Below are 26,704 nucleotides of genomic sequence, written 5' to 3'. Positions count from 1 at the left end.
AAGATGACGACAGACAACAGCGGCGACGTCCGCCTCGCCGGAATCAGCAAGACCTACGGCTCCTTCACCGCCGTGCACCCGCTCGACCTGACCGTGCCGCAGGGCTCCTTCTTCGCCCTGCTCGGCGCCTCGGGCTGTGGCAAGACCACCACCCTGCGCATGATCGCGGGTCTGGAGGACCCCTCGACCGGCACCGTCCACCTCGGCGAGCAGGACGTGACCCATCTGCCGCCGTACAAGCGGCCGGTGAACACGGTCTTCCAGTCCTACGCCCTCTTCCCGCACCTCGACATCTTCGAGAACGTCGCCTTCGGTCTGCGCAGGCGCGGCGTCAAGTCGGTGAAGAAGCAGGTCGAGGACATGCTCGACCTGGTGCAACTCGGCGAGCAGGCACGGAAGAAGCCGCATCAGCTCTCCGGCGGCCAGCAGCAGCGCGTCGCCGTGGCCCGCGCCCTGATCAACCACCCCAAGGTGCTCCTGCTCGACGAGCCGCTCGGCGCCCTCGACCTGAAGCTGCGCCGCCAGATGCAGTTGGAGCTCAAGCGCATCCAGACCGAGGTCGGCATCACCTTCGTCCATGTCACGCACGACCAGGAGGAGGCCATGACCATGGCCGACACGGTCGCCGTGATGAACGGCGGACGCGTCGAACAACTCGGCGCGCCCACCGACCTGTACGAGAACCCGAAGACCACGTTCGTCGCCAACTTCCTCGGCACCTCCAACCTGATCAAGGCTGAGGTCGACTCCGGAAGCGGTGACGAGATCGTCCTGAAGGCCGGTGACGGCAAGCTCGCGCTGCCCAAGGCGCGATGTTCCGCGCCGACGACGGCCGGTGGCACGGTGCTCGTCGGCATCCGCCCCGAGAAGATATCCCTCACCCACGCGGACGACGCGGGCGAGATACCCGCGGGCCGCAACCGCGTCAGCGGCACGATCGCCGAGGCCAGCTTCATCGGTGTCTCCACGCAGTACGTCGTCGACAGCGCCGTCTGCCCCGCGCTCGCCGTCTACGTCCAGAACGTCGACCGCGACCCGCGCCTGGTGCCCGGCGCCGACGTGGTGCTGCACTGGAGCCCGGCCCACACCTTCGGCCTGGACGCGGCGCAGGACATCGACGCGGGCATCGAGACCGTCGAGGAGGAGGCCGCCTGATGGCCGTTGTCACAAAGGCGCCCCCGCCCCTCGCATCCACCAGCCCCGACAAGCCCCCGCGCAGACGGGGCCGCTGGACGCCGTACTGGCTGCTGCTGCCCGGCATCCTGTGGCTGGTCGTCTTCTTCGCGCTGCCGATGATCTACCAGGCCTCCACCTCCGTGCAGACGGGTTCCCTGGAGGACGGCTACAAGGTCACCTGGCACTTCGCGACCTACTGGGACGCGCTGTCCGAGTACTGGCCGCAGTTCCTGCGCTCGGTGCTCTACGCCGCCGCGGCGACCGTCCTGTGTCTGCTGCTCGGCTATCCGCTCGCGTATCTCATCGCGTTCCGCGCCGGCCGCTGGCGCAACCTCATCATGATCCTGGTGATCGCGCCGTTCTTCACCAGCTTCCTGATCCGTACGCTCGCCTGGAAGACGATCCTCGCGGACGGCGGCCCGGTCGTCGGCACCCTGAACGCGCTGCACGTCCTGGACGTCACGAGCTGGCTCGGCTGGACCTCCGGCGACCGCGTCCTCGCCACCCCGCTCGCGGTGGTGTGCGGACTGACGTACAACTTCCTGCCGTTCATGATCCTTCCGCTGTACACCTCGCTGGAGCGCATCGACGGACGCCTCCACGAGGCCGCGGGCGACCTGTACGCCAGGCCCTTCACCACCTTCCGCAAGGTCACCTTCCCGCTGTCGACGCCGGGCGTCGTCTCCGGCACGCTGCTGACCTTCATCCCGGCCGCGGGCGACTACGTCAACGCCGACCTGCTCGGCTCCACCGACACCCGCATGGTCGGCAACGTCATCCAGACACAGTTCCTGCGGGTGCTCGACTACCCGACGGCCGCGGCCCTCTCCTTCATCCTCATGGCCGCGATCCTCTTCATGGTCACGTTCTACATCCGCAGATCCGGGACGGAGGATCTGGTCTAAATGGCCTTCGTACGCTGGTTTCGGCGCCATCTCGTCGTCATCGCCGGGCTGTTGACGCTCGGCTACCTCCTGCTGCCCAACGTCGTCGTCACGGTGTTCTCCTTCAACAAGCCGAAGGGGCGCTTCAACTACCAGTGGCAGCGGTTCTCCGTGGACGCCTGGAAGGACCCGTGCGGGGTCGCCGACATGTGCGGCTCGCTCTCGCTCAGCCTCCAGATCGCCGTGTGGGCGACGCTCGGCGCGACCCTGCTCGGCACGATGATCGCCTTCGCGCTGGTCCGCTACCGCTTCCGCGCCCGCGGCGCCGTCAGCTCGCTCATCTTCCTGCCGATGGCGATGCCCGAGGTCGTCATGGCGGCCTCGCTGCTCACCCTCTTCCTCAACATGGGTGCGCCGCTCGGGTTCTGGACGATCCTGATCGCGCACATCATGTTCTGCCTCAGCTTCGTCGTCACCGCGGTCAAGGCGCGAGTGATGTCGATGGACCCGCGTCTGGAGCAGGCGGCCCAGGACCTCTACGCCGGACCGGTGCAGACGTTCGTACGGGTCACCCTGCCCCTCGCGGCCCCCGGAATCGCCGCGGGCGCGCTGCTCGCCTTCGCGCTCTCCTTCGACGATTTCATCATCACCAATTTCAACGCGGGTTCGACCGTGACGTTCCCCATGTTCGTCTGGGGCTCGGCACAGCGCGGCACCCCCGTGCAGATCAATGTCATCGGTACGGCCATGTTCTGCCTCGCCGTGCTGCTGGTCCTGGTCTCCATGGCCATCGGCACCCGCCGAAACCGCCGGAAGGCATAGGGCCTGTCCGACAGGCTCCGCGCCGTACGGCGCCATCATCCGTAGGGAGTTGAAATCATGGCCCCAAGCGCCATGACCCGTTGGACCACATCTCTTTCCGAAGCCCAGCCGGTGCCGTACTGGCTGGACGACCCTGGTAAGCCCCACCCCGAGCCCGCGCTCACCGGCGCCGAGACCTGCGATCTGCTGGTCGTCGGCGGTGGTTACAGCGGACTGTGGACCGCGCTCGTCGCCAAGGAGCGTGACCCCGGCCGGGACGTGGTGCTGGTGGAGGGCCGCGAGGTGGGCTGGGCCGCCTCGGGCCGCAACGGCGGCTTCTGCGCCGCCTCCCTCACCCATGGGCTGGCCAACGGCCTCGCCCGCTGGCCCAAGGAGATCCACAAGCTGGAGGAGTTGGGCGCCCGCAACCTCGACGAGATCGAGAAGGCCGTCCAACGCTACGCCCTTGACTGCGAGTTCGAGCGCACCGGCGAGATCGACGTCGCGACCGAGGCGTACCAGGCCTGCGAACTGCGCGACTGGTACACGGAGTTGCAGGACGAGGGGCTCGCCGAGGGCCTCGACTTCCTCGACGCCGACGCGCTGCGCGGACAGGTCGACTCGCCGACGTTCCGGGCCGGTCTGTACGACCGCCGGGGCGTGGCCATGCTCCACCCGGCCAAGCTCGCCTGGGGCCTCAAGCGGGCCTGCCTCCAACTGGGCGTCCGCGTCTACGAACACACGCCCGCGCTCGGCCTGAAGCCGTACGGCGCCGGGATGGCCGTACGCACCCCCTACGGCCGTATCCGCGCCCGCCGGGTGGCACTCGGCACCAACATCTTCCCGAACCTGGTCAAGCGCGTCCGCTCCTACACCGTCCCGGTCTACGACTACGCGCTGATGACCGAGCCGCTCACCGCGGACCAACTGGCCTCGATCGGCTGGCGCAACCGCCAGGGCCTCGGGGACTCGGCCAACCAGTTCCACTACTTCCGGCTCTCGGCCGACAACCGGATCCTGTGGGGCGGCTACGACGCGATCTACCCGTACGGCGGCCGGGTGCGCGCCGAGTACAACGACCGCCCGGAGACCTACGCCAAGCTCGCCGGGCACTTCTTCACCTGCTTCCCGCAGTTGGAGGGGGTGCGGTTCACCCACGCGTGGGGCGGCGCGATCGACACCTGCACACGCTTCTCGGCGTTCTTCGGCACCGCCCACCAGGGCAAGGTCGGGTACGCGGCGGGCTATACGGGCCTCGGCGTCGGCGCGACCCGCTTCGGCGCGGAGGTGATGCTCGACCTGCTCGCGGGGGAGCGGACCGAGCGCACCGAGCTGGAGATGGTCCGCAGGAAGCCGCTGCCGTTCCCGCCCGAGCCCTTCGCCTGGACGGGGATCGCGCTCACCAAGTGGTCGCTGGCGCACGCCGACGCGCACGGCGGGCGGCGCAACCTGTGGCTGCGGACGATGGACAAGCTGGGCCTGGGCTTCGACAGCTGAGGAGCCGACGCCGCTGCCGGGACATGCCCTGACGGGTGTGTCCCGGCCGCGGCGTCAGTGCGTGAGACGGCCGCCGCGGCCGAGCAGGAGCCCCAGCGCGCCGAGCGCCGGCACCCCCAGGCACCAACTGGCCAGCACGTCCAGCGGCCAGTGGTAGCCGTGCCGGACCAGCCCGTAGGCGACCGCGAGATTCAGCAGCAGACAGAGCGCGACGACCGCGCGGCGGACGAACGGCGTACGCGACAGGGGCCACAGGAGCAGGGCCGCCGCGCCGTAGGCGATGACCGCGGTGGCGGTGTGCCCCGAGGGGAAGAAGCCCGTCTCCTGGCCCATGACCGGCGGCCCCGGCCGCGCGATCAGCGTCTTGAGCGGGACGATCACCGCCGGTACGGCCGCCATGAGGGCCGCCGCGGCGACCGGGGGCAGCCACCACCGGTCCCGGCGGGCGCGCCGGGCGTGCCGGGCGGCGAGGAGCAGGACGACGGCGAGGACGGGTACGGCGACCGCGATGTTCCCGAGGTCCGCCAGGAGCCCGGAGATCCGGTCCGGGTCGACCACGGCCCCGCTCACCCGCTCGTCCGCCCGCGCGAGCGGACCACGGACGGCGACCTGCCAGGTGATCAGCGGGAAGGCGATCAGGGGGAGAGCGACGAGAGCAAGGGTGATCGGGCGGCGCCGGGCCGACGGACTCGCGGGAGGGGACACGGCGCACAGCTTGCCAGAGCCCGGAGAACGCCGGAGGGCCAGCGCAAGGGGGGGAGTGCGCTGGCCCTTCGGCGAACCGCTCGAGGCGGCCGTCCGATCGGTGTGCCGCCCGCCCCGGGGGGTTTGGGGCGTGCGGCCGTCCGATCGGTGAGGAGATCCGAAGCCGGAAGGCTCCGGTTGTGTGCGCGAGGGCACGACCGGGTCGAAGCTGGGGAGGCCCCGGCCCGATACCGCCCACAGTCACCTGCGGGCGGGTCCATCTCTCATCTGGGTAGAACCTACGGCAGCGGATCAGGCTCCGACAGCCACTGGCGCTACCCGCCATCCACCCCGCACAGCTTCTTCACAGCCTCTGACCGGGAGTTCAGAGAGCGGCGAAGCCCTGCTCGATGATGTCGAGGCCCTCGCCCAGAAGGTCCTGGCCGATGACCAGCGGGGGCAGGAAGCGCAGCACGTTGCCGTAGGTGCCGCAGGTCAGGACCAGCAGGCCCTGCTGGTGGCAGGCCTTGGCGAGCGCGCCGGCCGCCTCGGAGTTCGGCTCCTTGGTGGTGCGGTCCTTGACCAGCTCGATCGCGATCATGGCACCGCGGCCACGGATGTCGCCGATGATGTCGAACTTCTCGGCCATCGCCGTCAGGCGAGCCTTCATCGTCGCCTCGATCTCCTTCGCGCGAGCGTTGAGGTCGAGCTCCTTCATCGTCTCGATGGCGCCGAGCGCGGCGGCGCAGGCGACCGGGTTGCCACCGTAGGTGCCACCCAGGCCACCCGACTGCGCGGCGTCCATGATCTCGGCGCGGCCGGTGACGGCGGACAGCGGCAGACCGCCCGCGATGCCCTTGGCGGTGGTGATCAGGTCCGGGACGATGCCCTCGTCCTCACACGCGAACCACTGGCCGGTGCGGCAGAAGCCGGACTGGATCTCGTCGGCGACGAAGACGATGCCGTTGTCCGCGGCGAACTGGCGGATCGCGGGCAGGAAGCCCTTCGCGGGCTCGATGAAGCCACCCTCGCCGAGCACCGGCTCGATGATCATCGCGGCGACGTTGTGCGCGCCGACCTGCTTGGTGATCTGCTCGATGGCCTGCGCGGCGGCCTCGGCACCGGCGTTCTCCGCACCGGTCGGCCAGCGGTAGCCGTACGCCACCGGCACTCGGTAGACCTCGGGCGCGAACGGGCCGAAGCCGTCCTTGTACGGCATGTTCTTCGCCGTCAGGGCCATGGTGAGGTTCGTCCGGCCGTGGTAGCCGTGGTCGAAGACGATGACGGCCTGGCGCTTGGTGTACGCACGGGCGATCTTGACGGCGTTCTCGACGGCCTCGGCGCCCGAGTTGAACAGCGCGGACTTCTTCGCGTGGTCACCCGGCGTCAGCTCGGCGAGCGCCTCGGCGACGGCCACGTAGCTCTCGTACGGCGTGACCATGAAGCAGGTGTGGGTGAAGTCCTGGAGCTGCGCCGACGCACGGCGCACGACGGCCTCGGCGGAGGCGCCCACGGAGGTCACCGCGATGCCCGAGCCGAAGTCGATCAGACGGTTGCCGTCGACGTCCTCGATGATGCCGCCGCCCGCGCGCCGCGTGAAGACCGGCAGCGTGGAGCCCACGCCCTGCGCCACCACGGCGGTACGGCGGGCCTGGAGCTCCTGCGACTTCGGGCCGGGAATGGCGGTGACGACGCGGCGCTCCTGCGGAACTGCAGTCATGGGGGCTCCCTGTGATCGTGCGAACCGAAGCGGAGATTCCGGTGCACCTGGTTCCGGTGGTCCCGGCTCCGGGCGGGGGATGTTCGGACGCATGCCTTTCTTTTCTCGCAGGCTAGAACCGCGAGCGGGGGCGGGGCATGCTCCATGTGGGCACTTTGGGGGTATCCGCTTGTCCGTCGTGGACATAGCGGCGGACGGAGCGGTGGGCGCGGTACGGGCAGGGGGCGGTCGGGGGCGCGGACGCGGATGCCGCCGTGTAAGCGGTGAACTCCCCTTGCGGGGCGTTAGATTGGCTCGCTGATGGTGCAGGGAGCGGCTGGTCAGGGGGCAAGGGCGATGGACAGCGACGGGACGCAGGACGCGCGCGGCACACGGGCGGACTCCGTGCCGCGTCCGGCCATGCCGCCGGGGGCTCCGCCACGGCCGACCCGCGCGCCGCACACCGAGGCCCCGCCACGACCGCCCCGGTCGTCGGTCGCCGAGTGGCTGGACGCGCCTCGGGTGAAGGCGGAACCGGGGATCTGGCGACAGCACTACCAGCCGCCGAAGACGTCGCACAAGCGGCGGCTCTCTCCGGCCACCATCGCGGGCATGGTGATCCCGCTGGTGGTCGGGCTGATCATCTGGGCCCTCTGGGGTGTGGGTGCCGTTCCCTATCAGTTCGCTCCGCTGCGGCTGGTCACCCCGAGCGACTGGTGGTGGGAGCCTTCCATGACCCCCAGGAACGCTGGGCACGTTTACCAAGCGGGCAACGGATGGGGAGCCCAGGCCCGCGCTGCCTACAACGGAGTCGCCTTCGCCGTGATCGCCTGTGCCATGGGCCGACTCGGGAGCTGGGGCAGAGGATGCCGCTTCTTCTTCGAACGCTGGCCGCAGCCGAAGCGGGCCGCCGTCGCCGCCGTGGGCGCTCTCGTCGTTTGGGGGTGGGTGTTCCCCAGCGCCGTCCCCGGCGCCTTCTGGGACCCCGACCCGGTCCTCAGCACCATCTTCAACTTCGCGGTCGCGGTCTCGGACGGCTACGAGATCCTCGCATCGGCGCCGTTCGTCTACAGCGTCTACACCGCCGTCACGCTGCTCATCCTCTGGCCCTTCGCCCGGGTCGGCGACTGGTTGCCCCTGGCCCGCACCTGGCTCGCCGCGCGGCGCCGCCCGGCCGAGGACGACGCGGTACGGCCCGACACGCCCCGGTCCCGCTGGCCCGAGCTGCGCGAGGCCGGGGCGCGTGAGGCGGCGGACGCGCTCGGCGCCGAGGTGCTCGCGGGCCGCGTGAACGACGTGGACTGCGCCCGTATCGGGCGCGCGTGGAATGCGGCCCGGCGCGAAGGACACCTCGCCGCCTTCACCGGGACCGTGCTGCGCCAGGGCGGCGCCGCCTGGACCCACCCCTCCGGGGCCCGTGACCTGCCAGGCCGCACCGCGCTGCACGACCTGCTTGTGGACCAGGTCCGCATCGGGCAGTGGGTCGCCGGGGAGCACACCCCCCTCGCCTACGCGGGCGCGGGTGCGGCCCTCGGCCCCGACGCGCTCGCCACCTCGCTCCTTGCCGTCGGCCCGCCCGGCTCCGGCAAGACCCGCCGCCTGGTCGCCCCCGTGGTCGAGAACCTCGCGCTGGAGGCCCTGACCGGCGGGTGCGCCGTCGTCGCGGTGTGCGCCGCCGGTACGCCGCTCGCCCCGGACGCGGCGTTCGACGTCGTGGTACGGATCGGGGACCCGGCGTCCGTCCACGACCTGGACCCGTACGCGGACTGCGACGACCCCGACGAAGCGGCGGGCTTCCTCGCGGAGGGACTGGTCGGCGACCTCGACACCGTCGACGCTCAGCGGGCCGTGACCGCGCTCGCCCAACTCCTCGGCCCCTACCGGGCGGTGCACGGTGCCTTCCCGTCGCTGCCCGTGCTGCGGGAACTCCTGGAGGGCGGGCCCTCGGCGCTGTCACCCCTGCGCGAGGCCCTCTCGGAGGAGCGGCACGCCGCGATGCGCCGGGAACTCGACGCCCGGCTGCGGCAGTCCGGCACCACCACCGACGTGGGCCCGGCGCTCGCCGACCGGCTCGCCCTGCTGGACCGCCCCGCCTTCGCCGAGTTCTTCGGGGGCGGCGCGGTCCGGCCGTTCTCGCTGCGCGCGGTGGCCCACCATCCCCTCCGCGTCCGTATCGACCTGCCCGAGCGCGGACACGAGGAGGCGTCGCGGCTGCTCACCCGGTTGATCCTCGCCCAGTTCGACGCCGTCGCCGGGGTCGGCGGGCGCCCCCACTTCGCCTGCCTGGTCCTCGACGACGCGACCGGCACGGTGACCGCCGAGTCGGTGCGCCGCATCCAGCGGCTGCGCTCGCGCAACGCGGGCGTTCTCCTCTCCCTGCGCACGATCGGCGACGTCCCCGAGGCCCTGCACGGGCCGCTGTTCGGGGCGGTCGGCTGCCGGATGGCCTTCTCCGGCGTCACCACCTGGGACGGCGGCCGGTTCGCGCAGGCCTGGGGCACGCAGTGGGTGGAGACCCGGGAGGTCGCCCAGCACACCGTCTTCGCGCAGCAGCCCATGACGCGGGCCATCCACGCCCTGCGCAAGCTGGTGACCGGGAAGGCCGTGACCACGGACGCGGTGACCGTCCGCCAGGTCGAGCGCGAGCGGTGGTCCGCGTCCGAGCTGGCGCACGCGGTGCCGCCGGGGCACGCGGTGCTGTCCCTGACGGACCGGAAGGGCGAGCACGCGCCGCCGCTGCTGGTGGACCTACGCGGCTAGGGCCTGGTCTCAGAGGCTGGCACAGGGGTCGGCGTCGATCGTACGGTGAGGCAGAATCGACAGAGGTCGTTCATACGCGACGGCCAATTGATCACAGAGATCACCGATCTCGCCGATCATCGATCACCACGATCACGTCCCGGCCCCCGTCCCAGCCCCGTTCCGTCCCCGTCCGTGCCGACCTGAAGGCCTCATGCCCCTCACCCTCGCCGCGCTCGTCCACCACTCCGCGCTCAAGCTCACCGTGCGCGCGGGCGGGGACCATCTGGACGTCCCGGTCCGCTGGGCGCACGTCAGTGAACTCGCCGACCCCGTGCCCTACATGGAGGGCGGCGAGCTGCTGCTGATCACCGCGCTCAAGCTGGACGCCGAGGACCCGGAGGCCATGCGGCGCTATGTGCGGCGGCTGGCGGGCGCGGGGGTCGTCGGGCTCGGCTTCGCCGTCGGCGTCAACTACGACGCCATCCCCGAGGCCCTGGTGGACGCCGCGCGCGAGGAGGGGCTCCCGCTGCTCGAAGTGCCCCGGCGCACCCCCTTCCTCGCCATCAGCAAGGCCGTCTCCGCGGCCAACGCCGCCGACCAGTACCGGGCCGTGACCGCCGGGTTCGCCGCGCAGCGCGAGCTGACCCGCCAGGCGCTGAGCGAGGGCCCCGAGGGGCTGCTCGCCGCGCTCGCCGCGCAGGTCGCGGGCTGGGCCGCGCTGTACGACGCCTCCGGTGCCGTCGTGGCCGCCGCGCCCGAGTGGGCGGGCCGCCGCGCCGCGCGGCTCACCGCCGACGTGGAGCGGCTGCGGGAGCGGCCCGCCCCGGCGTCCTCCGTGGTCGGCGGACCGAGCGGCGAGGACCGGGTCGAACTGCACTCCCTGGGCACCGGCCGCCGCCCGCGCGCCGCGCTCGCCGTGGGCACCGCGGCCCCGCTGGGCACCGCCGAGCGCTACGCGGTGCACTCCGCCATCGCGCTGCTGACCCTCGTCACCGAACGGTCCCGGTCCCTGCACGCCGCCGAGCAGCGGATCGGGGCGGCCGTACTGCGGCTGCTGCTCGCCGGGCAGCCGGACCACGCGCGGGCGGTGGCCGGGGACCTCTACGGCGCCCTGCTGGACGCGCCGTTCCGGCTGATCCTCGCCGAAGCGGCGTCCGCGTCGGCCGCGCGGGCGCACGCCGACGGGCACGCGCGCGTGGCGCCCGCGCCCCAGCCCGCCGCGGCACTCACGGGGGCCGACACGGACGGCGACCCGCTCGACGGGCTCGCCGAGACGGTGGAGTCCGCCGCCGCGCGCTCCGGCGAGGCCGTGCTCGTCGTGCCCGACGGCGAGCGGCTCGCCGTCCTCGCCGTGGACGGCGGCGCCGCCGTCACCGCGTGCCAGGAGTACGCGCTGGCGGTGCAGGCCGCCCGGACCGCGGCCCGCGAGCAGCACACCGCCGCCTCCGACGAGAACGAACTGGTCGTCGGCATGTCGGCGCCCGCCGGGCCGATCGCCACGGCCGCCGCGTACAAGCAGGCGGAACAGGCCCTGTCGGTGGCCCGGCGGCGGGGCCGCGCCCTCGTCGAGCACGAGGAGCTGGCGGCCGGGTCCGTGCTGCCGCTGCTCGCGGACGACGCGGTACGCGCCTTCGCGGACGGCCTGCTGCGCGCCCTGCGTGAGCACGACGCGACGGGCCGGGGCGATCTGGTGGCCTCCCTGCGGGCCTGGCTCTCCCGCCACGGCCAGTGGGACGCGGCGGCGGCCGACCTCGGCGTCCACCGCCACACCCTGCGCTACCGCATGCGCCGCGTCGAGGAGATCCTCGGCCGCTCGCTCGACGACCCGGACGTACGGATGGAGCTGTGGCTCGCGCTCAAGACGACGAGCGCGACCGGGGACTGACGGCACCCCACCTGCGCGTAGGGGCTGTACATCGCGTACTACGCCCCCACCACAGTGCTACTCACCGGACAAACGACCGTTCGCTACCCCGGCCCTACCGTGGACGACGCAACCCCAAGGAACATCCAACCTCGGAAGGGTCGGGACCCGATCATGACCTCCACCCACGCCTTCTGGCTGGCCGGCCGCCAGGCCACCGGTGAGACCACCTTCGACGTCACCAACTCGTGGGACGGCCGGCTCGTCGGCAAGGTGAGCGTCCCGACCGAGGCCCAGGTCGACGAGGCCGTCGCCGCCGCGTACGCCGTACGGGACGAGTTCGCCGCCCTCCCGGCCCACGCGCGCGCCGCCGCCCTCGACCACGTCGGGAAGCGGCTCGTCGAGCGCACCGAGGAGATCGCGCGGCTCATCTCCGCCGAGAACGGCAAGCCCATGAAGTGGGCCCGCGGCGAGGTCGGCCGTGCCGTCTCCGTGTTCCGCTTCGCGGCCGAGGAGGCCCGCCGCTTCAACGGCGGCGAGGCCCAGCGCCTGGACACTGACGGCGGCGGCACGGGCCGTCTGGCGCTCGTCCGCCGCTTCCCGAAGGGCGTCGTCCTCGGTATCGCGCCGTTCAACTTCCCGCTGAACCTGTGCGCCCACAAGATCGCCCCGGCCATCGCCGCGGGCGTGCCGATCATCCTCAAGCCGGCCCCGGCCACCCCGCTGTCCGGCCTGATCATCGGCGAGCTGCTCGCCGAGACCGACCTGCCCGCCGGTTCCTGGTCGGTGCTGCCGGTCGCCAACGACAAGATGCCCGCCCTGGTCCAGGACGAGCGTCTGCCGGTCATCTCCTTCACCGGTTCCGAGAAGGTCGGCTACTCGATCATGGAGTCGGTGCCGCACAAGCACTGCACGCTGGAACTGGGCGGCAACGGCGCGGCCGTCGTCCTCGCCGACTACGCGAGCGACGAGGACCTGGACTGGGCCGCGAAGCGCATCGCCCTGTTCTCCAACTACCAGGGCGGCCAGTCCTGCATCTCCGTGCAGCGGGTGATCGCCGACGCCGCCGTGTACGACCGGCTGCTGCCGCGCATCGTGGCCGCCGTCGAGGCCATGGTCACCGGTGACCCCTCCGACGACGCCACGGACGTCGGCCCGCTCGTCAGCGAGGACGCCGCCAAGCGCGTGGAGTCCTGGGTCGACGAGGCCGTGGCCGCGGGCGCCACGCTCCTGACCGGCGGCAAGCGCGACGGCGCCACCTACGCGCCGACCGTGCTCACCGAGGTCCCGGGCGATGTCACCCTCGCCACCGAGGAGGTCTTCGGCCCGGTCCTCACCGTGCAGAAGGTGGACGGCGAGGCCGAGGCGTTCGCCACGGTCAACAGCTCCAAGTACGGCCTCCAGGCGGGCGTGTTCACGCACGACATCCAGGTCGCCTTCCGTGCGCACCGCGCCCTCGAGGTCGGCGGCGTGGTCATCGGTGACGCGCCCTCCTTCCGCGCGGACCAGATGCCGTACGGCGGCACCAAGCGCTCCGGCGTCGGCCGCGAGGGCGTGCGCTCCGCGATGGACGACTACACCTACGAGCGCGTCCTGGTCCTGACGGACCTGGCTCTCTGAGCCGACCACGACCAACGGCCGGAGCCCACTGTGCGGGGGCTCCGGCCGTTGTCATGCGTGCGCTGCCCCGAGCGGGCGCTTGACGCGGGGGGAGTGATCGCCGGGGACCCCCGGAACCCATGGGGCGATCACTCTCTCTCCCGGCCGCACGGCACCATGGACCCATGCGTACTCATGAGGCCCTGCGTATCCGAGCCGTCCGGACCGAGGAGCTGCCCCTGCTCCAGGACATCGAGCGAGCCGCCGGGCGCTGTTTCCACGACGTCGGCATGCCCGAAATAGCCGACGACGAGCCGCTCCCGCTCGACGAACTCGCCCGCTACCGGCAGGAGGGGCTCGCCTGGGTCGCGGTCGACGACGCCGACGTCCCGGTGGCCTACCTCATCGCCGAGCACGTCGACGGGGGCCTGCACATCGAGCAGGTCTCGGTGCACCCGGACAGCGCGCGCCGCGGTGTCGGGCGCTCGCTCCTGGACCACGCCGCCGCCGTCGCGGCCACCGAGGGCCTCCCCGCCCTGACCCTCACCACGTTCGTCGACGTCCCGTGGAACGCGCCCTACTACGCGCGCTGCGGCTTCCAGCCGGTGGACGACGCCGCGCTCAGCCCCGGCCTCAAGGACATCCGCGCGCGCGAGGCGGAGCACGGCCTGGACCGCTGGCCGCGGCTGGTCATGCGCCGCCCCGTGTGACACCGGACGGTTCCCCCAGGTGGCCCTCCGGCGCGACACCGCCGCCCCCGCCCGTCCCGTACGGCCCCGTACGGCCAAGACGCACGCGGCGGACGGCATTTCGCGGCCGGAGGGCTGCGCGAGGACTGGTGACCTCGCCCCGATTGGGGTACGAACGATCGGGTAGCACCGGTCGGTAACGAACGTCCGCGAGATCGCCGTACGGTGGTCTTGGCGGGCGTACGTCAGCTTGATCGGAGAACGCCCCACAGGATCCCGATTCGCGGCGAGGTGAGCCTCATGCCCGCACCAACATCCCCCACTCCCCAGCCCACCGTCACCGAACGTGAGGCCCGCCAGGTCGCCGAGGCCGCGCGCCAGCAGGACTGGCGCAAGCCCAGCTTCGCCAAGGAGCTGTTCCTCGGCCGCTTCCGGCTCGACCTGATCCATCCGCACCCGCTGCCCGCCGACGAGGACGTGCAGCGCGGCGAGGAGTTCCTCACCAAGCTGCGTGACTTCTGCGAGACCCAGGTCGACGGCGCCCGTATCGAGCGCGAGGCCCGGATCCCCGACGAGACGATCAACGGTCTCAAGGACCTCGGCGCCCTCGGTATGAAGATCGACACCAAGTACGGCGGCCTCGGTCTCACCCAGGTGTACTACAACAAGGCGCTCGCCCTGGCCGGTTCGGCGAACCCGGCGATCGGCGCGCTGCTGTCCGCGCACCAGTCGATCGGCGTACCGCAGCCGCTGAAGCTGTTCGGCACGCAGGAGCAGAAGGACACGTTCCTGCCGCGCTGCGCCCGCACCGATATCTCCGCGTTCCTGCTCACCGAGCCGGACGTGGGCTCCGACCCGGCGCGGCTGGCCACGACCGCCGTACCGGACGGGGACGAGTACGTCCTCGACGGCGTCAAGCTGTGGACCACCAACGGTGTGGTGGCCGATCTGCTGGTCGTCATGGCACGCGTGCCCAAGTCCGAGGGCCACAAGGGCGGCATCACGGCGTTCGTCGTGGAGGCGGCGTCGGAGGGTGTCACCGTCGAGAACCGCAACGCCTTCATGGGCCTGCGCGGCATCGAGAACGGCGTGACCCGCTTCCACCGCGTCCGGGTCCCGGCCGCCAACCGCATCGGCCCGGAGGGTGCGGGCCTGAAGATCGCGCTCACCACGCTGAACACCGGGCGGCTGTCGCTGCCCGCGATGTGCGTGGGGTCCGGCAAGTGGTGTCTGAAGATCGCCCGGGAGTGGTCGGGGGCCCGCGAGCAGTGGGGCAAGCCGGTCGCGCTGCACGAGGCGGTCGGCTCGAAGATCTCCTTCATCGCGGCGACGACGTTCGCGCTGGAGGCGATGGTCGACCTGTCGTCGCAGATGGCCGACGAGGACCGCAACGACATCCGCATCGAGGCCGCCCTCGCCAAGCTGTACGGCTCGGAGATGGGCTGGCTGATGGCCGACGAGCTGGTCCAGATCCGCGGCGGCCGCGGCTTCGAGACGGCGGAGTCGCTCAAGGCGCGCGGGGAGCGCGCGGTACCGGCCGAGCAACTGCTGCGCGATCTGCGCATCAACCGCATCTTCGAGGGCTCCACGGAGATCATGCATCTGCTGATCGCGCGTGAGGCGGTGGACGCCCACCTGTCGGTGGCCGGTGACCTCATCGACCCCGACAAGTCCCTGACGGACAAGGCGAAGGCGGGCGCGAACGCCGGTGCGTTCTACGCCCGTTGGCTGCCGAAGCTGGTCGCCGGGCAGGGGCAGATCCCGCGCGCGTACGGGGAGTTCCGCCGCGAGGTCGACCTCTCCGGACACCTGCGGTACGTCGAACGCAACTCCCGCAAGCTGGCCCGCTCCACGTTCTACGGGATGTCCCGCTGGCAGGGCCGCATGGAGACCAAACAGGGCTTCCTGGGCCGGATCGTGGACATCGGCGCCGAACTCTTCGCGATGAGCGCGGCCTGCGTACGCGCCGAACACCTGCGCGCGAGCGGCGAGTACGGCCGCGAGGCGTACCAACTCGCGGACGCCTTCTGCCGCCAGTCCCGCATCCGCGTGGAGGAACTCTTCGGCCGCCTGTGGACCAACACGGACGACCTGGACCGCAAGGTGGTCAAGGGCGTCCTGTCCGGCACGTACGAGTGGCTGGAACAGGGAGTGGTGGACCCCTCGGGCGAAGGCCCCTGGATCGCAGACGCAACCCCGGGCCCAAGCACCCGAGAGAACGTCCACCGCCCGATCCGCTGACGGACGCGGTGGCGACAGCCACGCTCGGTGAGGCCCGGCAGCTCGGCGGTCGCGGCGGCAAACACTCCGCCCGCGCCCGCCGGGTCGGCCGCGTAGCCCCTCCTCGGCCACTCTCACCGGAGGGGCGTCTCACCCGTCCACGGACACCCTGTCCGCCCGCCCCCCGGCAGCGGCCACAATGGGGGGATGAGCGACAGTCCAGCCCCTCTTGCCGATCCCCATCTTCGCTTCGACCATGTCGACGGGATGCGGGACGTCGTGATCCTCGGCTCCACCGGGTCGATCGGTACGCAGGCCATCGATCTCGTACTGCGCAACCCCGACCGGTTCAACGTCACCGCACTCTCCGCGAACGGCGGCCGGGTCGCACTGCTCGCCGAGCAGGCCCACCGGCTGCGCGTGGACACCGTCGCGGTCGCCCGTGAGGACGTCGTACCGGCGCTGCGCGAGGCCCTCGCGGCGCAGTACGGCCCGGGGGAGCCCCTCCCCGAGATCCTCACCGGCCCCGACGCGGCCACCCAGCTCGCCGCCTCCGCCTGCCACACCGTCCTCAACGGCATCACGGGTTCCATCGGCCTCGCCCCCACCCTCGCCGCCCTGGAGGCGGGCCGCACGCTCGCGCTCGCCAACAAGGAGTCGCTCATCGTCGGCGGCCCGCTGGTGAAGGCGCTGGCCAAGCCCGGCCAGATCATCCCCGTCGACTCCGAGCACGCCGCCCTCTTCCAGGCCCTCGCCTGCGGCACCCGCGCCGACGTACGCAAGCTCGTCGTCACCGCCTCCGGCGGCCCCTTCCGCGGCCGGACGCGGGCCGAGCTGGCGGGCGTCACCCCCAAGGACGCCCTCGCCCACCCCACCTGGGCCATGGGCCCCGTCATCACGATCAACTCCGCGACCCTGGTCAACAAGGGCCTGGAGGTGATCGAGGCGCATCTGCTCTACGACATCCCCTTCGACCGCATCGAGGTCGTCGTCCACCCCCAGTCCTACGTCCACTCGATGGTGGAGTACACCGACGGCTCGACCCTCGCGCAGGCCACGCCCCCCGACATGCGGGGGCCGATCGCCATCGGCCTCGGCTGGCCCGAGCGCGTCCCCGACGCCGCCCCCGCCATCGACTGGACCAAGGCCTCGACCTGGGAGTTCTTCCCGCTCGACAACGACGCCTTCCCGTCCGTCGGACTCGCCCGGCACGTAGGGCAGCTCGCGGGCACGGCCCCGGCGGTGTTCAATGCCGCCAATGAGGAGTGTGTCGACGCGTTCCTGAACGGCGCCCTGCCGTTCAACGGCATCATGGATACCGTCATCCGGGTGGTCGAGGAGCACGGAACACCCCGTGCGGGAACTTCTCTGACCGTCGCGGACGTCCTCGAAGCGGAGACCTGGGCACGCGCTCGGGCCCGAGAACTGACGCAGACGGCAACCGCGGAGGCCCATGCATGACGACCCTGATGATGATCCTCGGCATAGTCGTCTTCGTAGTGGGCCTGCTGGTCTCGATCGCCTGGCACGAACTGGGCCATCTGTCGACGGCCAAACTCTTCGGCATCCGGGTGCCGCAGTACATGGTCGGCTTCGGCCCGACCATCTGGTCGCGCAAGAAGGGCGACACCGAGTACGGCATCAAGGCGGTCCCCCTCGGCGGCTACATCCGCATGATCGGCATGTTCCCGCCCGGCCCCGACGGCCGCATCGAGGCCCGCTCCACCTCCCCGTGGCGCGGCATGATCGAGGACGCCAGAGCGCAGTCCTTCGAGGAACTGCAACCCGGTGACGACGAGCGTCTCTTCTACACACGCAAGCCGTGGAAGAGGGTCATCGTCATGTTCGCGGGCCCCTTCATGAACCTCGTCCTCGCCGTCGCGATCTTCCTCGGCGTGATGATGACGTTCGGCGTCCAGACCCAGACGACCACCGTCTCCAAGGTCTCCGACTGCGTCACCCAGGCCAGCGAGAACCGCACGAAGTGCGCGAAGGGCGACCCGGCCGCGCCCGCCCAGGCCGCCGGGCTCAAGCCGGGCGACAAGATCGTCGCGTTCGACGGCGCCCGCGTGAAGGACTGGTCGGGCCTCCAGGACGAGATCCGCGCCAACCCCGGCAAGGACGTCACGATCACCGTCGAGCGGGACGGCAAGCCCGTCGATCTGCACGCCCACCTGATCAAGAACCAGGTGAGCAAGACGGACGGCAACGGCGGCTATGTCGAGGGCAAGTACGTCTACGCGGGCTTCCTCGGCTTCACGCCCGCCACCGGCATCGTCCAGCAGTCCTTCGACCAGTCCGTGCAGCGCATGGGCGACATGATGGCCAACGGCGTCGAGTCGCTCGTCGCTCTGCCCGGCAAGATCCCCGCCCTGTGGAACGCGACGTTCGGCGACGCCCCGCGCGAGGCGGACTCCCCGATGGGCGTGGTCGGCGCGGCCCGCGTCGGCGGCGAGGTCTTCACCCTCGACATCCCGCCCTCCCAGCAGATCGCGATGATGCTGCTGCTCGTCGCGGGCTTCAACCTCTCCCTGTTCCTGTTCAACATGCTCCCGCTGCTCCCGCTCGACGGCGGGCACATCGCGGGCGCCCTGTGGGAGTCGCTGCGCCGCGCCGTCGCCAAGGTGCTGCGCCGCCCCGACCCGGGCCCCTTCGACGTGGCGAAGCTGATGCCGGTCGCGTACGTCGTGGCCAGCGTGTTCATCTGCTTCACGTTGCTGGTCCTGATCGCGGACGTGGTGAACCCGGTCAAGATCTCGTAGCCCCGCGCGGAAGCGCCGGAGACGGAACGGCCGGTGGCCGGGGAGAGAACCTTCTCCCCGGCCACCGCCTATTGGGTGGGTTTACGGACGGTGATGCGCTGGGGTGGGCGTGTGTGGCGTAATCTCGGACGCTGGGAGCCGCCGCTTCCCGGACCGGAATCTCGATCCATGACTTGGGGTTGCACTGCAGATGACCGCGATTTCACTCGGCATGCCGTCCGTTCCGATCAAGCTCGCCGAGCGCCGCAAGAGCCGGCAGATCCAGGTCGGATCCGTGCCGGTGGGCGGGGACGCCCCGGTGTCGGTGCAGTCGATGACGACGACGCGTACGTCTGACGTCGGTGCGACGCTCCAGCAGATCGCGGAGCTGACGGCCTCCGGCTGCCAGATCGTCCGGGTCGCGTGCCCGACGCAGGACGACGCGGACGCACTCGCGAGCATCGCCAAGAAGTCGCAGATCCCGGTGATCGCGGACATCCACTTCCAGCCCAAGTACGTCTTCGCGGCGATCGAGGCGGGCTGCGCCGCAGTCCGCGTCAACCCGGGCAACATCAAGAAGTTCGACGACCAGGTCAAGGAGATCGCCAAGGCCGCCAAGGACCACGGCACCCCGATCCGGATCGGCGTCAACGCGGGCTCGCTGGACCGGCGGCTGCTCCAGAAGTACGGCAAGGCGACCCCCGAGGCGCTCGCCGAGTCGGCCCTCTGGGAGGCGTCCCTCTTCGAGGAGCACGACTTCCGGGACATCAAGATCTCCGTCAAGCACAACGACCCGGTCGTGATGATCGAGGCCTACCGCCAGCTCGCCGAGCAGTGCGACTACCCGCTGCACCTCGGCGTCACGGAGGCCGGTCCCGCCTTCCAGGGCACCATCAAGTCGGCCGTCGCCTTCGGCGCGCTGCTCTCCCAGGGCATCGGCGACACCATCCGCGTCTCCCTGTCCGCGCCTCCCGTCGAGGAGGTCAAGGTCGGCTCCCAGATCCTGGAGTCCCTCGGTCTGCGCGAGCGCGGCCTGGAGATCGTCTCCTGCCCGTCCTGCGGGCGCGCCCAGGTCGATGTCTACAAGCTGGCCGAGGAGGTCACGGCGGGCCTGGAGGGCATGGAGGTGCCCCTGCGCGTCGCGGTCATGGGCTGCGTCGTCAACGGCCCCGGCGAGGCCCGCGAGGCCGACCTCGGCGTCGCCTCCGGCAACGGCAAGGGCCAGATCTTCGTCAAGGGCGAGGTCATCAAGACCGTCCCCGAGTCCAAGATCGTGGAGACCCTCATCGAGGAGGCGATGAAGATCGCCGAGCAGATGGAGAAGGACGGCGTGGCCTCCGGCGAGCCGTCGGTCGCGGTCGCGGGCTGACCCTCGGGCGGTACGCCCTCCAGAACACGAGAATCGCCTGTCCGGGCGTGTCCGAAGTGACGCACGGACAGGCGATTCCTCTCTTTCAGGCGCATTCTTCCTGGTCAGAGACCCGGCGCCACGGCCGGTACCCGCCAAAGGCAGACGGATACCGGCCGTTCCGGCCGGGACGTGATGCCCCTCGGGCGCGCGCGGCCCTACGGTGCTCGCCGCACCTGCACGAGGGAGAACATGAAGACCGCCGCCCCACCGACGATCCGTACGGCACCGCTGCGCAGCGCGGCCTTCCGGCGGTTCGTGCTCGCCAACCTGATCTCCGCCACCGGGTCGGCGATGGCCCCGCTCGCCCTGGCCTACTCGGTCATCGGCCAGGGCGGCGGTGTCGGATCCCTCGGCCTGGTGCTCGCCACGAACACCGTCCCGACCATCGCCTTCCTCCTCATGGGAGGGGTGCTCGCGGACCGCCTCTCGCGCAGCCGGATCCTCTTCCTCGGCAATCTGCTGGCCGCCGCCGCGCAGGGTGCGCTGGCCGTGACCGTCGCCACCGGGGCCGCGACGACGACCACCATCGCCGTCTGCGGCTTCGCTTCGGGAACCGCGGTGGCGCTCACCGGGCCCGCCGCGCAGGGAGCCGTGAGCCAGATCGTCCCCGCCGAGCACTTGCAACGGGCCAACGCGCTGTTGCGGCTGCCGAGCAACGCGGTCAAGGTGCTGGGCCCCGCGATCGGCGGACTCGTCGTCGCGGTCAGCGGCCCCGCCTGGGCCCTGGCCTGGGACGCGCTCACCTTCGCCGCCGCGGCGCTCCTGCTGCTCGGGCTCCGGCTCGACGCACCTCTCACCGTCACCAGCGCCCTGAGTGACCTGCGGGCCGGGTGGACCGGGTTCTGGTCGCGCACCTGGCTGTGGACCTACACGGCGGCCGGAACCGTCCTCGTCGCCGCGTGGCTGGCGGGCTTCCAGCTCCTCGGCCCGGTCGTCGCCGCCCAGCGGTACGGGGGCGCGCGCGACTGGGGGCTGACTCAAGCGGCCTTCGCGGCGGGGCTGTTGGGCGGGACGTTGGTGTGCCTGCGCTGGAAGCCGCGCCGTCTGCTGACCGTGGCGGTCGCGACCGGCTCGGGACTCGCCCTGCCCCTGGCGGCCCTGGGATGCGGTCTGCCGCTGCCCTGGGTACTGCTGGCCGCCGTGCTCGCGGGGATCGGGCTCGACATCGAGATCGTCGCGTGGACCACGGCGTTCCAACAGCACGTGGACCAGGCCGAGATGGGACGCATGAGCGCGTTCAACAGTGTCGGCGAACGCCTCGCCATCCCTCTCGGCTACCTCATCACGGCGTGTGCGGCCGACGCCTGGGACAACCGGACCGTGCTCATGGCGTGTGCCGGGCTGATCGTGGTCACGACCGTGCTCAACCTCTGCGTGCCGGATGTCTACCGGATCAACCGCCGTGCCTCAGCCGGGAGTTGAGGCGGCGGAGTCCCGTCGCACCTCGGCCCACACGCACTTGCCGGGGTTGCGCGGCTCGACGCCCCAGTCGGCGGCCAGCGCTTCTACGAGCAGCAGCCCGCGCCCGGACTCGTCGGCGGCCGGGTCCTGCGGGGGCCGGGGCTCGGGCAGGCGCTCGGTACGGGTGTCGGTGACCTCGACTCGTACGCCGTCCGCCGCGCCGACGAGTCGGAGATGGAAGTCCCGCCCCTGCACGCGGCCATGCCGTACGGCGTTGGCGACCAGTTCGGCGGCGACGAGGGTGACGGTCTCGTTGAGGGGGCTGTCGTAGGGGTGCCCCCACTCGTCGAGCCGATGCGAGACGAGTCGCCGTGCGAGGCGTGCGCCACGGGGTGTGGACGTGAAGCGCATAGCGAACTCGTGTGCGGGCGAAGTGCACTTCTGAATATGCCAGTCCGGGTGAGTTGTCGACTTCATGTCGCTTACGCTCGCGCACCGTGCGTAGCGTTGACCAGGAGCTTCGCCGTGACCGCTGGGGTGGTATGCGCTGGGGATCAATCTGTACACGGGCGGAGCCGTAACTGAGGGCTGGGTGAGAGCGGTGAGTGGTGTATGAGCAGCGAGGAGCAGGCAAGCGAGGTACTGGGCATCTTCGGGCGGCAGTTGAAGAGGCTGCGTACGGCGGCGGGGATGACTAGAGCCCAACTCGGCGCCCGTACGGGGTACGCAGAGTCGACGATCGCGGCGTTCGAGCAGGGGAGGCGGATTCCACCGGGGGAGTTCATCGCGCGGGCGGACGAAGTATTGGGCGCGCACGGGGTGTTGCTGGAGCTGGTGGAGGAGGTGGAGAGGGCGCAGTATCCGCCGTTCTTCAGGGATGCGGCGAAGTTCGAGAAGGAGGCAGTTGGGCGGCGTGTGTACGACGCGCTGGTGATCAACGGCCTGTTGCAGACGGAGGACTACGCGCGGGCGGTGTTCAACATGTGGCGGCCTACTCTGGATGAGGAGACGATCGAACAGCGTGTGGCGGCGCGACTGGCCCGGCAGAAGATCTTCACGCGGAAGCCGATGCCCACTATCAGCTTCGTGATGGAGGAGACAGTCCTACGCAGGCCATTGGGTGGACAGACCGTTATGCAGGGGCAGTTGGAGCAGATCTTGCTCATCGGGCAGCGGCGTAACGTAGAGATCCAGGTCATGCCGAATGACCGTGAGGAGCATGCCGGGCTCTCCGGCACATTCAGCTTGATCGACACGGTAAACGGGCGCAGTATCGGCTACGTGGATGCGCACAGGGGTAGCCGCCTCTACTCCGATACCCAGACAGTCAGGGAGATGGAGGAGCGCTATGGCCTCCTGCGTGCTCAAGCCCTGACTCCACGCGAATCACTGGCCCTCGTAGAGAAGTTGCTAGGAGAGACATGAACTGGTTCAAGAGCAGCTACAGCCAGGGCGACGGCGGCGAGTGCCTCGAAGTCGCCCTTGCCTGGCGCAAGTCCAGCTACAGCGACGGCGAGGGTGGCGAGTGCGTGGAGGTCGCCCCTTGCCCCACCGCCATCCACATCCGTGACTCCAAGCACACCCCCGGCGACGGGCCCACCCTCGCCCTCCCTCCCACCGCCTGGCAGGCGTTCCTCGGGTTCGCCGTACAGTGACCGCAGGTCACGCATCGCGACCGGGCGGCGCGGTTCAGGTGCGACAGGTACAGTGCGGGGACCAGCGACCCCCAGGGTGAGGCCCCCGCACTTGTTGACGCAGACCACCACCCGGGTCCTCGAACCGAGTGACCTGGACGCCGCGCTCGCCGTCCTCGACCGCGAGCCGGTCGCGAACGCCTTCGTGACGTCCCGGGTCCAGGTCGCCGGCCTCGACCCGTGGCGCCTCGGCGGCGAGATGTGGGGCTGGTACGAGGACGGCATGCTCACCTCGCTGTGCTACGCGGGCGCCAACCTCGTCCCCCTGTGCGCCAACCCCCGCGCCGTGCGCGCCTTCGCCGACCGCGCCCGGCGTACGGGCCGCCGCTGTTCCTCCATCGTCGGCCCCGCCGAGGCCACCGCCCTGCTGTGGCGCCTGCTGGAGCCGAGCTGGGGCCCCGCGCGTGAAGTCCGGTCCCACCAGCCCCTCATGATCACCGACCGCATGCCCGTCGACATCGCCCCGGATCCGTACGTCCGCCGCATCCGCAAGGACGAGATGGACACGATCATGCCCGCGTGCGTGGCGATGTTCACCGAGGAGGTCGGCATCTCCCCGCTCGCCGGTGACGGCGGACTGATCTACCAGGCCCGCGTCGCCGAACTCGTGGGCGCGGGGCGCTCGTTCGCCCGCCTGGACCAGAACGGCAAGGTTGTCTTCAAGGCGGAGATCGGCGCCGCGACCCCGCAGGCCTGCCAGATCCAGGGCGTCTGGGTGGCCCCCGAGTACCGCGGCCAGGGCCTCGCGGCGCCCGGGATGGCGGCGGTCCTGCGCTACGCCCTCGCGGACTTCGCCCCCGTCGTCAGCCTCTACGTGAACGACTTCAACACCGCCGCCCGGCGCACGTACCGCAGGGTCGGCTTCCAGGAGGTCGGCGCGTTCATGAGCGTGCTGTTCTGAGAACGACCGCCCCGGCGGGGCCCGCGCCCGCACCCCGGTAGGCTCGCCACCATGCTTCGGTTTCCCGGTCGTGGCCACCGCGACCCCGGCGACGTCGTGATCGGCCCCCTCGACCTGTGCGCCCGGGTGGACGAGGCGCTCGCCGTACAGGCGCTCGCGTTCGGGCTCGACGCCGAGGAGATCGCCGTACGCCGCCAGATCGTGCTGCGGCACATGGTCTACCCCGGAGCCCGCGCCGTCGGCGCCACCACCCCGGACGGACGGCTGGTCGGCTTCGTGTACGGCATGCCGAACGACCGGTCCCACTGGTGGTCGACGGTCGTCGAACCGTATCTGCGCGCCCAGGGCAACAACGACTGGCTCGACGACTCCTTCGTGATCACCGAACTGCACGTCCACCCGCGCCACCAGAACCGGGGCATCGGCCGCGCCCTGATCACGACGATCACCGACAGCGCCGCCGAGCCGCGCTCGATCCTCTCGGCGATCGACACCGACAGCCCGGCCCGCGGCCTGTACCACTCGCTGGGGTACATCGACCTGGCGCGGCAGGTGTTCTTCCCGAGCGCCCCGAGGCCGTACGCCGTGATGGGCGCGCCCCTGCCCCTGCGCAGGCGCTGACACCGATTACCGTCCGCACTGGCCGCAGGGCTAACCTCCTAGTGCCGCGGCAGACAACGTTCGCCCCGTCGCAACGCCCGGCACGCACTCTCGCCGCACCGGACGAAAGCCCACGTACGTCCAGTACGAGGGCTTCCGTCCGGCACGCCGAGAGCACGCACCGAACGCCGCTCCTAACGGGCAAACGTTGCCTGCCGCGGCACTAGCCATCACCCTTACCCGGCAGGAGTACAAGAACCATGGCCAACGCACCGGTCCAGCGCATGTCCCAGTTGATGGCGAAGACTCTGCGTGACGACCCGGCGGACGCCGAGGTCCTCAGCCACAAGCTCCTGGTCCGCGCGGGCTATGTGCGTCGTACCGCCGCCGGGATCTGGACCTGGCTGCCGCTCGGCAAGAAGGTCCTCGCCAACGTGGAGCGGGTCGTCCGCGAGGAGATGGACGCGATCGGCGGCCAGGAGGTGCTGCTGCCCGCGCTGCTGCCGCGCGAGCCCTACGAGGCGACCGGCCGCTGGGACGAGTACGGCCCGGAGCTGTTCCGCCTGAAGGACCGCAAGGGCGGCGACTACCTGCTCGGCCCGACCCATGAGGAGATCTTCACGCTGATCGTGAAGGACCAGGCGTCGTCCTACAAGGACCTGCCGGTGATCCTCTACCAGATCCAGACCAAGTTCCGTGACGAGGCCCGTCCGCGCGCGGGCATCCTGCGCGGCCGTGAGTTCCTGATGAAGGACTCGTACTCCTTCGACACCTCCGACGAGGGTCTGGGCGAGGCGTACGGTCTGCACCGCCAGGCCTACCAGCGGATCTTCGAGCGCCTCGGCCTCGACTACCGGATCTGCGCGGCGACCGCGGGTGCGATGGGCGGCTCCAAGTCCGAGGAGTTCCTCGCTCCGGCCGGTGCCGGTGAGGACACCTTCGCGGACTGCCCGAGCTGCGACTTCGCGGCCAACACGGAGGCGATCTCGTACGAGCTGAAGCCGGTCGACGCGGCCGACGTGCCCGCGCTGGAGGAGATCCCGACCCCCGACACCCCGACCATCGAGACCCTCGCGGCCTCGCTCGGCGTCGCGGCCTCCGCCACGCTGAAGAACCTCCTCGTCAAGGTCGACGGCGAGATCGTCGCCATCGGTGTCCCCGGTGACCGCGAGGTCGACATGGACAAGGTCGAGGCCCACTTCGCCCCGGCCGCCGTCGAGTTGGTCACCGCCGAGGACTTCACGGAGCGCCCGGACCTGGTCCGCGGCTATGTCGGCCCGCAGGGGCTGGAGAAGGTCCAGTACCTCGCGGACCCGCGGGTGGCTCCGGGCACCGCGTGGATCACGGGCGCCAACAAGCTGAACACGCACGCGAAGAACGTGGTCGCCGGGCGCGACTTCGAGGTGGACGCGTACGTGGACGTCGTGGTGGTGCAGGAGGGCGACCCGTGCCCGAACTGCGGTGCCGGGCTGAAGCTGGACCGCGCGATCGAGATCGGGCACATCTTCCAGCTCGGCCGCAAGTACGCCGACGCGCTCAAGCTGGACGTCCTCGGCCAGAACGGCAAGCCGGTCCGCGTGACCATGGGCTCCTACGGCATCGGCGTCTCGCGCGCCGTGGCCGCGCTCGCCGAGCAGCACGCCGACGAGCAGGGCCTGTGCTGGCCGAAGGAGGTCGCCCCGGCGGACGTCCACGTCGTGGCGGCGGGCAAGGCGCTCCAGACCGAGCTGGCCCTCGACGTCTCCCAGAAGCTGTCCGCGGCCGGCGTCCGCGTCCTGGTGGACGACCGCGCGGGCGTCTCGCCGGGCGTGAAGTTCACGGACGCCGAACTGATCGGCGTCCCGAAGATCCTGGTGGCGGGCCGCCGCTCGGCCGAGGGCGTCCTGGAGCTGAAGGACCGCCGGACCGGCGAGCGCGAGGAGCTGACGGTGGACGAGGCGATCGCGCGTCTCACCGCCTGACACGCGAGAACCCCCTGACGGGGGGGGGGGGGGGGGGGCCCCCCCCCCCCCGCCCGGGGGGGGGGGGCCGCGCCCGCGCGGCTACAGGGGGGGCCGAGACGGCGGTAGCGCGCCCCCCGCCCGGCCCCCCCGCGGCGCGG

The 26,704-nt window shown here is 71.1% G+C and carries 21 protein-coding genes; 18 read left to right on the top strand and 3 right to left on the bottom strand.

Annotated elements, in window-relative coordinates:
- Positions 1–3 precede the first annotated feature (3 nt).
- Genes ACZ60T_RS06065 through ACZ60T_RS06050 form a run of 4 tightly spaced genes read left to right on the top strand, consistent with a single transcriptional unit; the run spans position 4 to position 4,358 of the window.
- Positions 4–1,155 carry an ABC transporter ATP-binding protein gene (locus ACZ60T_RS06065; RefSeq protein WP_365622921.1) on the top strand — a complete coding sequence of 384 codons (1,152 nt, stop codon included), beginning with the start codon at positions 4–6 and terminating at the stop codon, positions 1,153–1,155.
- Complete coding sequence (locus ACZ60T_RS06060) at positions 1,155–2,081, top strand: ABC transporter permease (RefSeq protein WP_365622923.1); 927 nt, start codon at positions 1,155–1,157, stop codon at positions 2,079–2,081. The genes ACZ60T_RS06065 and ACZ60T_RS06060 overlap by 1 nt, the downstream gene beginning before the upstream one ends.
- A complete protein-coding gene (locus ACZ60T_RS06055) occupies positions 2,082–2,882 on the top strand; it encodes an ABC transporter permease (RefSeq protein ID WP_365622925.1) in 801 nt (266 codons plus the stop codon). It abuts the gene before it with no gap.
- Between the two features lie 57 nt (positions 2,883–2,939).
- Complete coding sequence (locus ACZ60T_RS06050) at positions 2,940–4,358, top strand: NAD(P)/FAD-dependent oxidoreductase (RefSeq protein ID WP_469664843.1); 1,419 nt, start codon at positions 2,940–2,942, stop codon at positions 4,356–4,358.
- Between the two features lie 54 nt (positions 4,359–4,412).
- Here ACZ60T_RS06050 and ACZ60T_RS06045 read toward each other — a convergent pair whose 3' ends face one another.
- Together ACZ60T_RS06045 and gabT are read right to left on the bottom strand one after the other, a co-directional pair.
- Positions 4,413–5,063 carry a phosphatase PAP2 family protein gene (locus ACZ60T_RS06045; protein WP_469664841.1) on the bottom strand — a complete coding sequence of 217 codons (651 nt, stop codon included), beginning with the start codon at positions 5,061–5,063 and terminating at the stop codon, positions 4,413–4,415.
- Between the two features lie 364 nt (positions 5,064–5,427).
- Positions 5,428–6,762, bottom strand: a complete 1,335-nt coding sequence (gene gabT, locus ACZ60T_RS06040) for a 4-aminobutyrate--2-oxoglutarate transaminase (protein WP_469664839.1) — start codon at positions 6,760–6,762, stop codon at positions 5,428–5,430.
- A gap of 336 nt (positions 6,763–7,098) precedes the next feature.
- On the opposite strand from gabT, the gene ACZ60T_RS06035 reads away from it, so the two are divergent.
- The 9 genes from ACZ60T_RS06035 (at position 7,099) to ACZ60T_RS05995 (ending at position 21,429) form a co-directional block, all read left to right on the top strand.
- A complete protein-coding gene (locus ACZ60T_RS06035) occupies positions 7,099–9,501 on the top strand; it encodes a type IV secretory system conjugative DNA transfer family protein (RefSeq protein ID WP_469664837.1) in 2,403 nt (800 codons plus the stop codon).
- Between the two features lie 193 nt (positions 9,502–9,694).
- Positions 9,695–11,368: a PucR family transcriptional regulator gene (locus ACZ60T_RS06030; protein ID WP_469664835.1), complete on the top strand. Its 1,674-nt coding sequence runs from the start codon at positions 9,695–9,697 to the stop codon at positions 11,366–11,368.
- A 153-nt stretch (positions 11,369–11,521) separates the two neighbouring features.
- Positions 11,522–12,967, top strand: coding sequence for an aldehyde dehydrogenase family protein (locus ACZ60T_RS06025; protein ID WP_469664833.1), 1,446 nt, complete (start codon positions 11,522–11,524; stop codon positions 12,965–12,967).
- A 164-nt stretch (positions 12,968–13,131) separates the two neighbouring features.
- On the top strand, positions 13,132–13,656 hold the full coding sequence (locus tag ACZ60T_RS06020; protein WP_469664831.1) for a GNAT family N-acetyltransferase: 525 nt from the start codon (positions 13,132–13,134) through the stop codon (positions 13,654–13,656).
- 279 nt (positions 13,657–13,935) lie between these two features.
- Positions 13,936–15,876 carry an acyl-CoA dehydrogenase family protein gene (locus ACZ60T_RS06015; protein WP_469664829.1) on the top strand — a complete coding sequence of 647 codons (1,941 nt, stop codon included), beginning with the start codon at positions 13,936–13,938 and terminating at the stop codon, positions 15,874–15,876.
- Between the two features lie 186 nt (positions 15,877–16,062).
- Complete coding sequence (gene dxr / locus ACZ60T_RS06010; protein ID WP_469664827.1) at positions 16,063–17,316, top strand: 1-deoxy-D-xylulose-5-phosphate reductoisomerase; 1,254 nt, start codon at positions 16,063–16,065, stop codon at positions 17,314–17,316.
- Positions 17,317–17,324: 8 nt separating this feature from the next.
- Complete coding sequence (locus ACZ60T_RS06005) at positions 17,325–18,617, top strand: M50 family metallopeptidase (protein ID WP_469665533.1); 1,293 nt, start codon at positions 17,325–17,327, stop codon at positions 18,615–18,617.
- A 190-nt stretch (positions 18,618–18,807) separates the two neighbouring features.
- Positions 18,808–19,965 carry a flavodoxin-dependent (E)-4-hydroxy-3-methylbut-2-enyl-diphosphate synthase gene (gene ispG, locus ACZ60T_RS06000; RefSeq protein WP_469664825.1) on the top strand — a complete coding sequence of 386 codons (1,158 nt, stop codon included), beginning with the start codon at positions 18,808–18,810 and terminating at the stop codon, positions 19,963–19,965.
- Between the two features lie 231 nt (positions 19,966–20,196).
- Positions 20,197–21,429 carry an MFS transporter gene (locus ACZ60T_RS05995; RefSeq protein ID WP_469664824.1) on the top strand — a complete coding sequence of 411 codons (1,233 nt, stop codon included), beginning with the start codon at positions 20,197–20,199 and terminating at the stop codon, positions 21,427–21,429.
- Here ACZ60T_RS05995 and ACZ60T_RS05990 read toward each other — a convergent pair.
- A complete protein-coding gene (locus ACZ60T_RS05990) occupies positions 21,415–21,819 on the bottom strand; it encodes an ATP-binding protein (protein WP_469664822.1) in 405 nt (134 codons plus the stop codon). The two genes, ACZ60T_RS05995 and ACZ60T_RS05990, sit on opposite strands and share 15 nt — an antisense overlap.
- 201 nt (positions 21,820–22,020) lie before the next feature.
- Here ACZ60T_RS05990 and ACZ60T_RS05985 point away from each other — a divergent pair, with 201 nt between their 5' ends.
- From ACZ60T_RS05985 to ACZ60T_RS05965, 5 genes are all read left to right on the top strand, one after another.
- Positions 22,021–22,833 carry a helix-turn-helix domain-containing protein gene (locus ACZ60T_RS05985; protein WP_469664820.1) on the top strand — a complete coding sequence of 271 codons (813 nt, stop codon included), beginning with the start codon at positions 22,021–22,023 and terminating at the stop codon, positions 22,831–22,833.
- On the top strand, positions 22,830–23,063 hold the full coding sequence (locus ACZ60T_RS05980; RefSeq protein ID WP_469664818.1) for a DUF397 domain-containing protein: 234 nt from the start codon (positions 22,830–22,832) through the stop codon (positions 23,061–23,063). Before ACZ60T_RS05985 ends, ACZ60T_RS05980 begins: the two co-directional genes overlap by 4 nt.
- A 91-nt stretch (positions 23,064–23,154) precedes the next feature.
- Positions 23,155–24,003 carry a GNAT family N-acetyltransferase gene (locus tag ACZ60T_RS05975; RefSeq protein ID WP_469664816.1) on the top strand — a complete coding sequence of 283 codons (849 nt, stop codon included), beginning with the start codon at positions 23,155–23,157 and terminating at the stop codon, positions 24,001–24,003.
- A gap of 51 nt (positions 24,004–24,054) precedes the next feature.
- Positions 24,055–24,624, top strand: a complete 570-nt coding sequence (locus ACZ60T_RS05970) for a GNAT family N-acetyltransferase (protein WP_365622957.1) — start codon at positions 24,055–24,057, stop codon at positions 24,622–24,624.
- 239 nt (positions 24,625–24,863) lie between these two features.
- Positions 24,864–26,564, top strand: coding sequence for a proline--tRNA ligase (locus tag ACZ60T_RS05965; RefSeq protein WP_469664814.1), 1,701 nt, complete (start codon positions 24,864–24,866; stop codon positions 26,562–26,564).
- Positions 26,565–26,704 lie beyond the last annotated feature (140 nt).

It is taken from the genome of Streptomyces sp. NPDC104371 (genome assembly GCF_055583785.1).
Note: the sequence above shows the minus strand (reverse complement) of the source record. Positions and strands in the feature narration are given on the sequence as shown.